Origin of the sequence: Streptococcus pantholopis (assembly GCF_001642085.1) — a bacterium.
Lineage (GTDB): Bacteria > Bacillota > Bacilli > Lactobacillales > Streptococcaceae > Streptococcus > Streptococcus pantholopis.
In genome coordinates this window covers 1482216-1496561 of the sequence record NZ_CP014699.1, presented here as the reverse complement: position 1 = coordinate 1496561, position 14346 = coordinate 1482216, and the positions used below count along the sequence as shown (strand labels likewise).

The following is a 14346-nucleotide window of genomic DNA, read 5'->3' as shown; positions in this document are numbered from 1 at the left end:
TAAAGCTGCCAGCACTAATGCTTTCAGTTTGGTCAGCAGTTTTACTTTTTTTGCAATGATTACCAGCAGTTTTTTAATGTTTTCCTTATTTGCTATTATTGAAAACAGTTTTCATTTGCTGATCGGAGAAGTAATAGCGTCTATCATTACAGATATTGCGGTGGTAACTGTTTTGCAAGCTTTAAATGCCAGCAGTATTGGCCTGATTGCCTGTAGTATTGCTTTTCCTAAAAAATCAATACCGACAGCCATTATTAGTGCTGTCATACTTTCGTCCATCTTCTGTAATCTTGTTTTTAATCTAACTCCTAATAGTACAATCATTATATTTTTAACCTTTTTTATGCTGATAATTAGTACTGTTTTCCTAATCTTTTTAGTGCAAAAAGTCAATACTATGGAGGTTGTTTAATGGAAAATAAAATAGAAAATCTAGTAGACAATGGGTTGGAAAGTATTTCTGCTTCACTCCGTTTTTTGAACTTAATTCTTGGAATTTTGCTTGTCATAATAACAGGGATATACTTGCTTTTTTTGGGGAAAAAAGAAAAGAAAGACCGCAGATTAACAGCGCTAATTTGCCTGCTTGTCGGCTGCCTTGCTGTACTAAGTGCAGTATTTCAAGTAGCAAATCAGTGAGAAAAGCAGATTTCGGCAGTAAAAAATGACAAATGTCATTTGCTGTCATGACATAAAGGGCTAACACTTCTATCAGAATTAGGATATAATAACATTAAAGCAAAGCAGGAACTGAAATGAAAGCTGCTGCACAAATCTGATTTGTTACTTTGTTTTGATATGGCCTTTCTATCTTGAACTGAACACGCCCTAAGAGCTGTGCAAAAAAGACAGCCCTCCCTTGAGTCTTTAGTGACTCATCGGTCAGGCTCCTATTTTTGCTTTGCTCTTTTAAACGGGCTTTGTATCTTGTGAATTGAACATAGCATAAACGCTGCGGGAAAAAGCATAATCAAATATAGAACTGCCTTCACAGCAAGGCAGCCGTAGACGTCTGAAGGACGATTTTAAAAATAGGCCTTAATGTTTGTTATAGTCTTATGTGCAAGACGCAGTAGCCTACTGGCACTTTATTTAAATTGCCTACTAGGCCTTGCGGGGGTGGGACAAGGAACTTTGTGGTCTGGGGTTCTGTCCCACTCCCTAGTCGTTCTGGCAGGGGGGCGTCTGCGAAATCAAAGATTTCTGGCTTACCGTCAGCCGTAAACGTCTGAAAGCTTTGCAGTCTTTACAGCCTGCCGCACCTTCCTAGTCGTTCTGGCAGGGGTGCGCCTACGAAATCAAAGATTTCTGGCTTACCGCCATTTTCCTTTTGCATTTTTAACGACCTGTGTATCTTACGAGGAGGAGTTGTATGGTTACGGTTATTGAGGTGTCTCACCTGTCTAAAAAATTTAAGAGCAAACAGGTGCTTAAGGATATTTCATTTACTGTTCAGCAAGGAGAATGTTTAGCGCTAATCGGCCCGAATGGCTCTGGGAAGACCGTTTTGCTGACCTGCCTTCTAGGGGACTATCTCCCGACTGAAGGCAGTATTTCCATATTAAACAAGCCTGCACGGGCTCAGGAATTAAAGGAAAGAGTGGCTGTTTTGTTTCAGGACAATTTGACTGAACAAAAAATGAAGGTCGCTGAGTTGCTGAGTTTTCAAAGAGCCATTTACACTAATCCGCTGTCTGATCAGGCTGTTTTTGATTTACTGAATTTCACGGATTCGCAAAAAAATCAATTTGCTGACAAGTTATCGGGCGGGCAGCGCCGTTTACTGGCTTTTGTTCAAGTGCTTGTAGGGCAGCCGGATATCATTTTTTTAGATGAACCGACAGCTGGTATGGATACAGGGACTCGGAAATATTTTTGGGAAATTGTGGACAAGTTAAAAAAAGATGGAAAAACAATTATTTACTCCAGTCATTATATCGAAGAAGTAGAACACACGGCCGACCGTATTTTAGTACTGCACGAGGGGGAATTGCTGCGTGATACAACACCTCATTTGATGCGGACTGAGGAAAAAGAAAAAATTTTTACCCTGCCTGCTGTCTATCTTTCTCTCGTTAAAGATCAGCCTATCTGGGATTTAGTGAAAAAAACAGATGTTATCTCGTTTACGACCAAGCAGCCGCAGCTTATTTGGGATCTTTTGCAGCAGGCAGGCTGTTCTGTTGATGATATTGAGATGACAAACCGTACCTTACTTGACAGTATTTTTGAAAATGAAGCAGAGAAGAGAAACTCGGTCTATTCTTAAAACGGTTGCTTAGTCTCTGGCAGCTCATTCTGCATTTCTACTGTCTTATGACTTAGGCTTAAGCTCTTTGCAAAAAAGATAGCTTTTCCTTGAATCTTTAGTGACTAGGCGGTTAGGCTCCTATTTTCTCTTTGCCTTCTTAACGGTCTTTGTATCTTGTTGGAATTGAACACGGCCTAAAATCCTAGTGAAAAAGATGGCTGTCAGCGTGATGCCAGCATCACTTGCCACCGCCTTTTTCATACGGATTTTTTAACTGGTTTTGTATCTTGTTGTGAGGAGGATTGATATGAAAACTTTTAAAGCTCTTTTATATCAGGAATATCTGATTAATAAACGTTCTTTGTCTAATCTGTTTATGGGAATCGGTTTGCCAGTTGCTTTCTTTTTGCTTTTTAGCACTATCTGGGCCAGCGATGACAGTATGCCTGAGGGAATGACTGCCCTATTGACTCAGCGCTACATGCTGCAGATGACGGCTTTTTCAAGCCTGAGTTTTGCTTTTTATTCTCTGCCTTTTGCTTTTCAGGAAGATAAGGCAGGCCATCGCTTCAAAATGATTCAGCACAGCCCGGTTCCTATGTGGCAGTATTATTTCAGCAAAATTTTTGCTGTGCTGGTTCATTTCGTTTTGGCCATTATGATTGTTTTTGCGGTTGGGCATTTTGTTAAGGGTGTTAATATGCCTGTGATGGATTGGTTAATCTCAGCAGGTCTACTGTTTACCGGTGCTATTTGTTTTATGCCTTTCGGTGCTCTTTTTGCGCATATTAAATCGACTCAGACCTTATCGGTTGTTGCTAATATTGTTTATATGGGATCAGCGGTGCTGGGGGGACTTTGGATGCCGATTACAAGTTTTCCGGCTTTTATGCAAGAATTGGCTAAAATGACTCCGACCTATCATCTTAATCATCTTTTGCTGTCTTATTTTGACGGAAATTTCTCTTTGGCATCTCAGCTGGTACTGCTGGGCTACGCAGGAGGAGTCCTTCTGCTTGCTTTGGTAATTGGAAAGCGTCTTGAGGTGAACTGATGTTTAATGGTTATCAGAAAAATGATATTCTTTTTTATGCAGCCCTTATCTTTCTGGTTTATCCACTGGGCGGTATTTTCTGGTTTAACTATCCCTTGTGGACGGTTCCTCTTACCTTTGTTTTTGCTCTTGCCTATATCGCATTGATTCATATCAAGGGTATCTATCGAAAGACAATTGCGGCTCTTTGGTTTTGTACGATGGCTTATATTGTCTTAATGACCTGTTTGGTTGAACCGTCAATGATGTGGTATCTCTTTTTTCAAAGCAATCTTTTGATTTGGCGTTTTCGTGACAGCGTCAAAAGTTACCGGAGCATTAGCTTCCTAATTGAAACCATTGGAGTCAGCCTCTATTGTTTTTTTCGAGTTACAAGCCCTATCGGTCAGATTGTGGTTATAGTAATCCCAGCCTTTATCCTTATCTTACATTATTCCCAGAATCGAATCCGTTTTGAAAGCGATCTTCAAGCCGAAGTTTACAGACAAAATCAGTATATTAATCTTTTGGCTGCCGAAAATGAGCGTAATCGTATTGGACGCGACTTGCATGATACACTGGGGCATACCTTTGCCATGATGACGCTCAAGACAGAGCTGGCGCTGAAACAATTAGACCAGACTAAGATGGAATCGGTCCGCAAAGAACTGACTGAGCTTCATCAAATCAGTAAAGATGCGATGAAAGAGGTCCGCAGTCTGGTAGACAATCTTAAATACCGTACAATAGAGGAAGAATTGGCTGCTATTTCTGAAATGTTTAGTTTTTCAGATATTAAGCTGACAGTAGATCAGCAGCTGGATTTAAAAACACTGACGCCTGTTGTCCAGTCCAGTGCTACAATGATTCTGCGTGAATTGACAACTAATGTTGTCAAACATGCCAAACGAGCTCAGAACTGCCATATTAAACTAAAAACACATCAGGACAGAATTGTGATTGAAGTGAGCGATGATGGCTGTGGTTTCAAGCAGTTAACAGGACAGGAACTTCAGTCTATCAAGGAACGTCTGCAGTTAGTAAGTGGTAAGGCTGAGATTGTCTCACGCCGCAGTCCGACAGTTATCAGAGTCAGCTTAGCAGAATCAGATTCAAAGCTGTGAACCTATACGTCAAAGTGTTTAGTGAATGCTTTATCTAGAGTAAAGTTTTGTTTAGCCTGAACAGCTGTATAAGAATTTTTGACTGAGCTATAGTTAGAGAGGAAATTTATGGAAAAAGAGCAGCAAAAGTTTTATGGGGAAGCGGCGCAAAGCATTGCCCCTTATGGTTTCTTAATGGCCTTTTTTACACTGATTTATTCTTTGTTTTTTGGTATAGCTTGGGGTCTGATTGGATGGCTTATATTTGCTTTAGCAGCTGTCTGCAGTGTTTATATTGCTTGCATGAGTTTAAGGAATATAAAGCATGCCAACCGTTTTGAGGTTTTTGAAAGTTTGGAAGGCCAGAGGATTAAAAAGCAGATGGGGCTCTTAAGTGCTGTGACTTATACTGGTGTTTGGATGTCCGGACTGATTTTGGCATATTTTGGCTTGCACTCATTTATTTTTCCAACAGTAACACTGATAATCGGTTTGCACTTTATTCCGCAGGCGAAAATTATGAACAGAACTATTGATTATTTTGTAGCACCTTTCCCGATTCTATCTGCTTTATCAGCAATCTATCTCGCCTTTGTGTCTGATATGCGCTGGTATGTGCTGTGGTCTGTAGCTGGTATCGGCGGCGCTTGTGCGACATTGATTTATGGCTTTTACCTATTATCAGTTTACAGAAAAACAGCTGAAAAATTTGGTATGCCTTATAAGTAAAGGGAAGGGGTCAAGGATTGCCTAAAAGAGAGGAGACACTGAAATGAATTTATTAGTTGCAGAGGATCAGTCTATGCTGCGGGATGCTCTCTGTCAGCTGCTGCTTATGGAAGACGATGTTGACCGTGTTTTTCAGGCGGCGGATGGGTTAGAAGCAATCGCTGTTTTGCAGGAAGAAACCGTGGATGCAGCGATTTTGGATATAGAGATGCCCAAAAAGAGTGGTTTAGATGTTTTAGAATGGGCGCGTGCCAACAGTGATACGAAGATTATTATTGTCACGACATTTAAGCGAATCGGTTATTTTCAGCGGGCTGTAAAGGCTGGAGTTGATGCTTATGTTCTCAAAGACCGTTCGATTTCTCAGCTGATGAAGACTATTCACACTGTTTTAGATGGAGATAAAGAATACTCTCCAGAATTGATTGAAAATATTATATCAGATGATAACCCGCTCAGTGTTCAGGAACAAAAGATTCTGAGGCTGATTGCCAAAGGGAGAACCAGCAGGGAGATTTCTCTGGCGCTCTATCTTTCAGATGGGACGGTACGCAACTACACTTCCAATATTTTCAATAAACTGGGGGCAGGCAACCGATTTGAAGCTCTCAAAATTGCTCAGGAAAAAGAGTGGATATAGATAAAAAGGTGCTCATTCTTATATGACTCTGGTTTTTAGTAAATTTTTCTAAAAAATTTTGATTGGCTTAGACTTCTTTGTCTTATTAGCTTTACATATCCTGCCAAGAGGTATTATAATAAGGACTATGAAGCAAAATGAGACGCATTACAAATTAGAATTGCCCTTGGAAATTGCAGAACAGCTGCAGCTTGATGATAAAGAAGAAGTGAAGGCTGAATGGGATTCCAAGGAATTGTTTATCAAAAAACAGTCTGTGAAACGTCAGCCGCTCCTGCCTAACTGGGTTTTAATTGTCTTTAGTATTCTTGCAGTGCTGATTTTTTTAGTCTTGACTGCCCTATTAGGACTAAAACAAGTCCCCTTGAATGGTGAATTTTCTATCTCCAGTTTTTTGCTTGTGGGAGGCGGTTTTTTAGCGACTGTTTTTTTTACAGTCAATTTTATTGCCAACCGCAAAGCCTTTCTGGCCGGTCTTAAAAGCCGGATTTTTTGGCGAATGCTGCCAGTTGTTATTCTTGCTTTTTCCACTATTTTATTTGTTGTCCTCTTAGGGTTTTCCTGGCTGCTGGGCCAGCTTTTCAGAGATGCTTCCTTTGATCAGCTGACTTCTGCTGTTATTTTAGGGGTAATGATCTATACAATTACCCTTTTATGGTCTCAGCTGGCTGAGCAAATCAGAGCGACTTGGCTGACTACAGTATTTACAGCTATTATGATGACGGGTGTTTTATTATCCATGGCTACTAACAGCTCCAGACATTGGTGGCAGGTTAATCTAAGTTTTCTGGGAACAAAAGCAGCTCAAAACAGCTGGCAGTTTAATATGACTTTGATGCTGTCCGCTCTTGTTTTAATTGCTTTAGTTGATTACCTTTTTGTTGCTCTCGGCCATCATTACGGAAAAGACTGGAAAATGACAGCACTGCGGCTTTTACTGACGCTTTTAGCAGTTGATTTAGGCGCTGTCGGCTATTTTCCCAACGATGGAGATTGGCATTATCTGCATACACGTTTTGCCGGTTATTTGATTTATATTGTCATTCTTTTGATTATTAGCGTTCCTTGGCTGGTACCGCAGGTAACGCGCGATTTTATTACCACTTCTTACCTTATCGGTGCAGTTTTAGTTGCTTTAGAAGTAGCCTTTCAGTTTATTGGTTATTTATCTTTGACTGCATTTGAAATATCGGCCTTCTTGCTGGCGTTTAACTGGCTCTTGCTACTGTTTAACCATCTTGAAAAGCTTATTCTGCCGGAACGGCAGGAGCTGTTTCTGAAGCTGACAGCAGAATAAGCAGAAGGAGAAAGAGTCAAGGCCTTTATTGTTAATGACTTAAAAGGGATATCAGCGCTATCATCAGGCCTATGACATTTAAAGAAAATTAATAAGAAAGGTCAGAACTCTTGTGCTGACTTTTTTTAATTTGTCTGAACAGCCTTTTTGGTTTTAAAGAAGCCATTAAAGCTGAAGGTTTTGTAATTTTTAGAATATTTGCAAAAAACACTTGACATTTCCGGAAATGAGAGTATAATAATTAGCAATCAGAAAAGTAATGAGGATGTGCTTTCAGGGAGTCCGTGGGAACTGTGAACGGGCAGCAGATCTTTATGAAATTGGGCTGATGGTATATTGTTGAAGATAAAACATGTTCTTCAGGCAGGCACTCCTTACCGTGCAGCTCCTTGTTGGAGGAGAGTGAGATTGCGAATTTTTGTTTTCGTAAATTGAGGTGGTACCGCGTTGCACTGACTGAAAACGCCCTCACACAGATTTTTCTGTGTGAGGTTTTTTTATTTGAGATAGCAGCCGGCAGTAGAACGGTCAAATGCTGCAGCATGTCAGCAGCATACAATGATTGAAAAAGAGGTGTTTATGCAAAAGATTTTAAATGCTGATATCCTTACTCCTATTTTAGCTTATATGCGATTAAAAGGAGAACATAAAGTTATTCTGGAGAGTATTCCGCGGGAGAAAACAAATGCTCGTTTTTCTATCATAGCCTATAATCCGGTCTATGAAGTTAGATATGAAGGTGGAAAACTTTATCTGAATGATAGTATTGTGGAACAAGATCCGCTTGATTTTTTAAGCCAGTTAACAGTACAGAAGACACCTGCTTATCTGCCTTTTACAGGCGGAGCTATCGGTTTTATGGCTTATGATATGATTTCTCTTTACGAAGATATCGGTTCAATACCTAAAGACAGTATCGGGACGCCGGACATGCATTTCTTTGTTTATGAATCTTACTTAATTTTTGACCATAAAAAAGAAGTGATTCATGTGGTGGAAGACAATATCTATTCCCATCGCAGCCATGATAGTATGCGTCACGCCTTAGGAAAAACGATAGCTGATTTACAGCAGCAGGCTGTGAATGAATTTTCACCTCAAGAGCTGCATAAATTACAGTTTAAAGCTCATCTTGAACGTAAAACATTTGAGAATATGGTAAAAAAAGCTAAGGATCTTATCCGTCAGGGTGACATGTTTCAATGTGTGCTGAGTCAGCGCTTTTCCAGTGATTTTCATGGCGATCCTTTGGACTACTACAGAAATTTACGTGTGACCAATCCGTCTAACTACCTTTATTTTTACGATTTTGGAAGTTATCAGATTATCGGTGCAAGCCCGGAAAGTCTGGTTTCGGTCAAGGATCATCTTGTAACAACTAACCCAATCGCCGGAACGAGGCCGCGCGGCCGCGATGACGAAGAAGACCAGAAACTTAGCGAGGATTTACTGGCTGATGCGAAAGAAACAGCAGAGCACCGCATGCTGGTTGACCTCGGACGTAATGATTTGGGGCGGATTTCGCAAATCGGATCTGTTCGTCTCAGCAAGTATATGGAAGTTGATTATTTCCGATATGTCATGCATTTGACCAGTGTCGTAAAGGGACGGCTTCTGTCAGATCTGACAGCTGTCGATGCGCTTAAATCAACTTTACCGGCAGGCACTGTATCAGGCGCTCCTAAAATTCGTGCTATGCAGCGCATCTATGAGCTGGAAAAGGAAAAACGCGGGATTTATGCCGGAGCTATCGGCTATTTATCGGCAAGCGGCGATATGGACTTTGCTATTGCTATTCGCACCATGGTTATCAAAAATTATAAGGCTTATGTACAGGCGGGCGCAGGGATTGTCTATGACAGTATACCTGAAAAAGAATTTGATGAAACGGTAAATAAGGCCAAAGCAATGACAGCACTAGGAGATAGGCAATGATTTTATTGATTGATAATTATGATTCTTTTACTTACAATTTGGCTCAGTATATTGGTACCTTTAGTTCTGTCAAAGTCTTGCGCAATGATGCAGATGATTTATATGAAGAAGCTCAGAAGGCCAGCAGCCTGGTTTTTTCTCCCGGACCGGGTTGGCCTTGCGAAGCAGGGGAAACAAAAAATTTAATAGCACATTTTGCTGAGCAAAAACCAATTTTAGGCATTTGTTTGGGACACCAAGCTATTATAGAATGCTTTGGCGGAAAACTGAGTTTAGCAAGGCAGGTCATGCACGGCAAACAAAGTTTGTTGGAAGTTGATAAAAAATCTGCTATTTTTACAGATATTGCTGAACCAATTTCTGTTATGCGCTACCATTCTATTGTGGCAGACCGTATACCGGCTGTCTTTACAGTAACAGCATACAGCAAAGATGATCAGGAAGTGATGGCGATTCAGCATAACAAGCTGCCTGTTTACGGTCTGCAGTTTCATCCGGAAAGCATTGGGACACCGTCCGGCCTAAAAATGATTGAGAATTTTATAAAACAGACACAAGACCGTATGGCTCCCAATATGAAGCAGGCGAATGAGTAAAATTGAGTCTTAAAATAGGCAGACAGCGCTATAAAAGATACAGACAACAGCCAAAAAAGAAGCGCAAGAAGGAAATCTGATTTCTAATCCTAAGATCTACTGGAGCCACTGCCCTTTTTTGTACTTCAAACGGCCTTTGTATCTTGGTGAACTGAACACGGCCTAAACGCTGCGGGAAAAAGATGTCCTGACTTAGAATCTGGCGATTCGTCAGTCAGTCCCCTATTTTCCTTTTGCGTTTTTCACGGCCTTTGTATCTTGGTGAACTGAACACGGCCTAAAATCTTAGTGAAAAAGATGGTTGTCAGCGTGATGCCAGCATCACTTGTCATCCCCTATTTTCATACGGATTTTTAAACGGCCTTTGTATCTTGGTGAAGGAGTGTGGGATTGATGAAAGTTATTTTTGAACAGTTGGCTGAAAGAAAAAATTTAAGCGAAGAGCAAGTACAGCAGATTTTTGAGCAGATACTGGCAGGGAACATTTCCCAAGCGCAAATTGCTGCCTTTCTATTGGGACTAAAAATTAAGGGTGAGACAGATTCTGAAATAACAGGAATTGTCAGAGCGCTTAAGAAACATAGCAGAGAGCTTCCGCAAACTTTTGATGATGCAATGTGCAACTGTGGTACAGGAGGAGATCAGTCTTATAGTTTTAATATCTCAACAACCGTTTCCTTTATTTTAGCTGCTGCAGGAATTCGGGTGGCTAAGGCCGGGAACCGCTCGATTTCTTCTAAGTCCGGCTCAGCTGATGTGCTTGAAGCTTTGGGAATAAACGTTGCTGCCGAACCGGCTGTGTTGGCAAATGCCTTAAAGCAGGTGGGATTAGCTTTTATCTTTGCCCAGACAATGCATCCGGCTATGCGCTATATCGGTCCGGCCCGCCAGGAACTCGGTGTTCCAACCATTATGAACCTAGTTGGACCCTTGGCTAATCCGCTTGATTTGGAAACACAGCTGATGGGCTTGTACCGCCCCGAACTCCAAAAGATAGCTGCTCAGGCTATGTCTAATTTGGGACGCAGGCGGGCTGTTGTCATTACAGGCCCTGACAATATGGATGAAGCTGCTCTTTACGGGACTAATACTTATACGCTGCTTGATGACGGAGAAATAAGTCAACATACTTTTACTTATAAGGATTTGCAGATGGAGAGAGTTGAGCCCGAAGCTATAAAAGGGGGAGATGCTCATGAAAATGCCCGAATTTTGCTGAGTGTTTTGAAAAATGAAGCCAGTCCTTACTTGGAGACCAGTGTTCTTAATGCCGGTTTAGCTTTCTATGCTAACGGGAAAACGGGTTCTATTAAGGAGGGAGTAGTATTGGCTCGGCAGCTTCTTGCTGGAGGGCAGGCTCTGGAAAAACTGCGGCAGTTACAGGAGGTGCAGATATGACTGAAGAGTTTTTAGCAAAAATTTTATCCCAAAAAAGGCTGGAAGTGGACCAGCTCAGCATGGAAGAACTCAAGCCTTTGCGCAGGACTTATAAAGTTTTTGATTATTTCAGCACCCATCAACGGCAGCTGCAGATTATTGCTGAGATCAAAAAAGCCAGTCCCAGTATGGGAGATATTAATTTAGATGTTGATATCCTTACTCAGGCCAGACAATATGAAGAAGCTGGTGCCGCTATGATTTCGGTATTGACAGATAGTGTTTTTTTTAAAGGACGGCTCAGCTATTTGGCTGATGTTTCAAATCATGTAACCATTCCGACCTTAGCTAAAGACTTTATCATCGATGAAAAACAGATAGTCCGAGCCCGCAATGCCGGAGCAACTGTTATTTTATTGATTGTTGCCGCTTTGCCGGAACACCGCCTTAAAGAGCTTTATGAATTTGCTTATGGGATTGGTCTTGAAGTTTTAGTAGAAACCCATAATCTTTCTGAACTGGCGGTCGCTCACCAGCTTAAGGCGCAGATTATCGGTGTTAATAATCGCAATTTATTTACTTTTACAACTGATATTAATACTAGCTTATCGCTGTCAGCACATTTTAAAGATGACTGTGTTTATATTTCTGAATCAGCTATTTTCACAAAGGAAGATGCAAGAGCTCTAGCACCCTATTTTAATGGCATTTTAGTCGGGACAGCTCTCATGCAGGCTGATAATCCGGCGGAAAAGATAAAGGAGTTCAAAATTGACAAAAGTTAAAATTTGCGGTCTTTCTGCCCCCGATGAGGTTGTCAGTGCTGTGGAGGCTGGAAGTGATTATATCGGTTTTGTCTTTGCGGCCAGCCGTCGTCAAGTCAGTCTGAAGCAGGCTCAAAGCTTGGCTCAGCTGGTTCCGGAAAAGGTGAAAAAAGTCGGTGTTTTTGTCAGTCCAAGCTATGAGATGCTGGAAGAGTATATCAAGGCTGTACCGCTTGATATGGTACAGATCCACGGAGATTTTAAGGACATGAGCAGCAAAACGCTCTCTGTTCCTGTCATTAGGGCGCTGCAGGTAAAAGATGAGCTGACAGTTCCTGCCGGACAATCAGACTATCTGCTTTTAGATGCCCCTGTTGCCGGTTCCGGTCAGACTTTTGATTGGACAAAACTGCAAAATAAAACATTTAGCAGTCCATTTTTCATTGCAGGAGGGCTGACTGCCGACAATGTCAGCCAAGCCATTCGTCTATTTCATCCTTTTGCTGTAGATGTTTCCAGCGGTGTTGAAAGCAATGGCCGAAAAGATGCAGAAAAAATCAGATTATTTGTAGAAAGGGTAAAAGCATGACATATAAGCAACCAAATAAAAAAGGTTTTTATGGGAATTTTGGCGGCCAGTTTATTCCTGAAACATTGATGACTGCAGTTATTGAGTTGGACCAAGCATACCGTGAGGCCAAGAAGGACCCCGCTTTTCAGAGCGAACTGACAGCTCTTTTAAAAAATTATGTAGGCCGCGAAACGCCGCTATATTACGCAGAACGTTTAAGCAGGCATATCGGCGGAGCCAAAATCTATCTCAAACGAGAAGACCTTAATCATACCGGTGCTCATAAAATCAACAATGCCTTGGGACAAGTCCTGCTGGCTAAACGGATGGGCAAGAAAAAAATCATTGCTGAGACCGGAGCAGGTCAGCATGGGGTAGCAACTGCTACGGCAGCAGCGCTTTTCGATATGGAATGCACGATTTATATGGGAGAAGAGGATGTTAAGCGGCAGGCGCTTAACGTTTTTCGCATGGAATTGCTGGGGGCTAAGGTTCATGCTGTAAAAGACGGGTCGCGCGTTCTTAAAGACGCTGTTAACGCTGCACTGCGCAGCTGGGTTAGCCATATTACCGACACGCATTATATAATGGGTTCTGCTCTGGGTCCTGCTCCCTTTCCAGAAATCGTCCGTGATTTACAGTCTGTCATCGGCAGAGAAGCTAAAAAGCAATTTGCAGCGCTAACTGACGGTCAGCTGCCGGATGCTGTTCTAGCCTGTGTTGGAGGCGGATCAAACGCTATCGGTTTGTTTTATCCTTTCGTTAACGACGAGACTGTGGCAATGTATGGGGCAGAGGCTGCGGGCCTAGGTCTTGATACAGACCAGCATGCTGCTACTTTTGCTAAAGGACGCCCTGGTGTTTTGCATGGTGCTCTTATGGATGTACTGCAGGATGAACATGGTCAAATTATGGAAGCTTTTTCCATTTCAGCTGGCCTTGATTATCCAGGTGTTGGTCCTGAACATTCTTATTTTAATGAAATAGGGCGGGCAAGTTATGCAGCCGTGACAGATGAAGAGGCTTTGGAAGCCTTTCAGCTTTTATCACGCTTAGAAGGGATTATTCCCGCTCTGGAATCCAGTCATGCGATTGCCCTTACCCAAAAAGTTGCTAAAGAACTCGGTCCGGATAAATCAATCATTGTCTGCCTTTCAGGTCGCGGAGACAAAGATGTCTCACAGGTCAAAAAACGGCTGGAAAAAACTGTAGCAGAAGGAGAAAACGCATGATAAAAACACTGACAAAGCATCTGCAGACTATTCAAGCAAATGGTCAGGGACTTTTTGTACCCTATATTATGGCTGGCGACCACAAGCGAGGGCTTGACGGACTTTTTGAGACTATTGATTTGCTGGCTGCAAGCGGAGCTTCAGCTATTGAAGTAGGTATCCCCTGGTCTGATCCAGTTGCTGACGGACCGGTTATTGAAGCAGCTGGACAGCGGAGCTTAGGGAGGGGAACAAGTTTAAGAGCTGTGATTAAGAAGCTGCAAGAAAAAGAAAGCCCGGTTCCTCTGCTTATCATGACTTATTTCAATCCGGTTTTTCAATATGGTATTGAAAAATTTATTGCTGATTTGGAATCGACATCTGTTAAAGGCCTTATCGTCCCGGATTTGCCGCATGAGCATGAAGACTTCATTCTTCCTTACCTTGAAAACACGGATATAGCTTTAATCCCTCTTGTTTCTCTGACAACAGGGGTTGAGCGTCAAATAGAACTAACCAAACATGCCGAAGGCTTTATCTATGCTGTTGCTGTAAATGGTGTGACAGGCAGAGTCCAAGGCTATCAGGACAATTTGGATGAACATCTTAGTAGCCTTCATGACATAGCTGATATCCCTGTTCTTACCGGTTTTGGCGTCTCAACTCTGGCAGATATTGAGCGTTTTAACCGAGTTTCGGATGGCGTTATTGTCGGAAGTAAAGTCGTGGAGGCCCTTCATCAAGGGCAGGAAGCAGAACTTAGCCGATTTATCCGTCAGGCTGTTTTTAACAACAGGGTTCATTAGCAGTGCTTTAAGCTGAATTTGTGTTTCAGAAGG

15 protein-coding genes are annotated in these 14346 nt (G+C 41.9%); all 15 read left to right on the top strand.

Going from position 1 to position 14346, the window contains the following annotated elements:
* Positions 1 to 76 precede the first annotated feature (76 nt).
* Positions 77 to 412 (top strand): hypothetical protein, encoded by a 336-nt coding sequence (locus A0O21_RS06865; RefSeq protein ID WP_067063417.1) that lies wholly within the window; start codon positions 77 to 79, stop codon positions 410 to 412.
* The gene (locus A0O21_RS06860) at positions 412 to 639 is read left to right on the top strand and encodes a hypothetical protein (protein ID WP_067063414.1); all 228 of its coding nucleotides are present in this window, start codon (positions 412 to 414) and stop codon (positions 637 to 639) included. Before A0O21_RS06865 ends, A0O21_RS06860 begins: the two co-directional genes overlap by 1 nt.
* Positions 640 to 1372: 733 nt before the next feature.
* Complete coding sequence (locus tag A0O21_RS06855) at positions 1373 to 2269, top strand: ABC transporter ATP-binding protein (RefSeq protein WP_067063410.1); 897 nt, start codon at positions 1373 to 1375, stop codon at positions 2267 to 2269.
* A gap of 289 nt (positions 2270 to 2558) precedes the next feature.
* On the top strand, positions 2559 to 3305 hold the full coding sequence (locus A0O21_RS06850; RefSeq protein ID WP_067063407.1) for an ABC transporter permease: 747 nt from the start codon (positions 2559 to 2561) through the stop codon (positions 3303 to 3305).
* A complete protein-coding gene (locus A0O21_RS06845) occupies positions 3305 to 4408 on the top strand; it encodes a sensor histidine kinase (RefSeq protein ID WP_067063403.1) in 1104 nt (367 codons plus the stop codon). Before A0O21_RS06850 ends, A0O21_RS06845 begins: the two co-directional genes overlap by 1 nt.
* 108 nt (positions 4409 to 4516) lie before the next feature.
* The gene (locus A0O21_RS06840) at positions 4517 to 5116 is read left to right on the top strand and encodes a hypothetical protein (RefSeq protein WP_067063400.1); all 600 of its coding nucleotides are present in this window, start codon (positions 4517 to 4519) and stop codon (positions 5114 to 5116) included.
* Between the two features lie 43 nt (positions 5117 to 5159).
* Positions 5160 to 5756: a response regulator transcription factor gene (locus tag A0O21_RS06835; protein ID WP_067063397.1), complete on the top strand. Its 597-nt coding sequence runs from the start codon at positions 5160 to 5162 to the stop codon at positions 5754 to 5756.
* A gap of 127 nt (positions 5757 to 5883) precedes the next feature.
* The gene (locus A0O21_RS06830; RefSeq protein WP_067063393.1) at positions 5884 to 7053 is read left to right on the top strand and encodes a permease; all 1170 of its coding nucleotides are present in this window, start codon (positions 5884 to 5886) and stop codon (positions 7051 to 7053) included.
* A 579-nt stretch (positions 7054 to 7632) separates the two neighbouring features.
* The gene (trpE, locus tag A0O21_RS06825) at positions 7633 to 8988 is read left to right on the top strand and encodes an anthranilate synthase component I (RefSeq protein WP_067065209.1); all 1356 of its coding nucleotides are present in this window, start codon (positions 7633 to 7635) and stop codon (positions 8986 to 8988) included.
* Positions 8985 to 9584 (top strand): aminodeoxychorismate/anthranilate synthase component II, encoded by a 600-nt coding sequence (locus A0O21_RS06820; protein WP_067063390.1) that lies wholly within the window; start codon positions 8985 to 8987, stop codon positions 9582 to 9584. The genes trpE and A0O21_RS06820 overlap by 4 nt, the downstream gene beginning before the upstream one ends.
* Before the next feature lie 393 nt (positions 9585 to 9977).
* Complete coding sequence (gene trpD / locus A0O21_RS06815; protein ID WP_067063387.1) at positions 9978 to 10982, top strand: anthranilate phosphoribosyltransferase; 1005 nt, start codon at positions 9978 to 9980, stop codon at positions 10980 to 10982.
* Complete coding sequence (gene trpC / locus A0O21_RS06810; protein WP_067063385.1) at positions 10979 to 11746, top strand: indole-3-glycerol phosphate synthase TrpC; 768 nt, start codon at positions 10979 to 10981, stop codon at positions 11744 to 11746. The genes trpD and trpC overlap by 4 nt, the downstream gene beginning before the upstream one ends.
* On the top strand, positions 11733 to 12314 hold the full coding sequence (locus tag A0O21_RS06805; RefSeq protein WP_067063383.1) for a phosphoribosylanthranilate isomerase: 582 nt from the start codon (positions 11733 to 11735) through the stop codon (positions 12312 to 12314). Before trpC ends, A0O21_RS06805 begins: the two co-directional genes overlap by 14 nt.
* Positions 12311 to 13528 carry a tryptophan synthase subunit beta gene (gene trpB, locus A0O21_RS06800; protein ID WP_067063381.1) on the top strand — a complete coding sequence of 406 codons (1218 nt, stop codon included), beginning with the start codon at positions 12311 to 12313 and terminating at the stop codon, positions 13526 to 13528. Before A0O21_RS06805 ends, trpB begins: the two co-directional genes overlap by 4 nt.
* Positions 13525 to 14313: a tryptophan synthase subunit alpha gene (gene trpA, locus A0O21_RS06795; RefSeq protein WP_067063378.1), complete on the top strand. Its 789-nt coding sequence runs from the start codon at positions 13525 to 13527 to the stop codon at positions 14311 to 14313. Before trpB ends, trpA begins: the two co-directional genes overlap by 4 nt.
* Positions 14314 to 14346 lie beyond the last annotated feature (33 nt).

Coding starts and splice junctions, on each gene's coding strand:
- A0O21_RS06865 (WP_067063417.1), top strand. CDS start 77: ATGTTTTCCTTATTTGCTATTATTGAAAACAGTTTTCATTTGCTGATC.
- A0O21_RS06860 (WP_067063414.1), top strand. CDS start 412: ATGGAAAATAAAATAGAAAATCTAGTAGACAATGGGTTGGAAAGTATT.
- A0O21_RS06855 (WP_067063410.1), top strand. CDS start 1,373: ATGGTTACGGTTATTGAGGTGTCTCACCTGTCTAAAAAATTTAAGAGC.
- A0O21_RS06850 (WP_067063407.1), top strand. CDS start 2,559: ATGAAAACTTTTAAAGCTCTTTTATATCAGGAATATCTGATTAATAAA.
- A0O21_RS06845 (WP_067063403.1), top strand. CDS start 3,305: ATGTTTAATGGTTATCAGAAAAATGATATTCTTTTTTATGCAGCCCTT.
- A0O21_RS06840 (WP_067063400.1), top strand. CDS start 4,517: ATGGAAAAAGAGCAGCAAAAGTTTTATGGGGAAGCGGCGCAAAGCATT.
- A0O21_RS06835 (WP_067063397.1), top strand. CDS start 5,160: ATGAATTTATTAGTTGCAGAGGATCAGTCTATGCTGCGGGATGCTCTC.
- A0O21_RS06830 (WP_067063393.1), top strand. CDS start 5,884: ATGAAGCAAAATGAGACGCATTACAAATTAGAATTGCCCTTGGAAATT.
- trpE (WP_067065209.1), top strand. CDS start 7,633: ATGCAAAAGATTTTAAATGCTGATATCCTTACTCCTATTTTAGCTTAT.
- A0O21_RS06820 (WP_067063390.1), top strand. CDS start 8,985: ATGATTTTATTGATTGATAATTATGATTCTTTTACTTACAATTTGGCT.
- trpD (WP_067063387.1), top strand. CDS start 9,978: ATGAAAGTTATTTTTGAACAGTTGGCTGAAAGAAAAAATTTAAGCGAA.
- trpC (WP_067063385.1), top strand. CDS start 10,979: ATGACTGAAGAGTTTTTAGCAAAAATTTTATCCCAAAAAAGGCTGGAA.
- trpB (WP_067063381.1), top strand. CDS start 12,311: ATGACATATAAGCAACCAAATAAAAAAGGTTTTTATGGGAATTTTGGC.
- trpA (WP_067063378.1), top strand. CDS start 13,525: ATGATAAAAACACTGACAAAGCATCTGCAGACTATTCAAGCAAATGGT.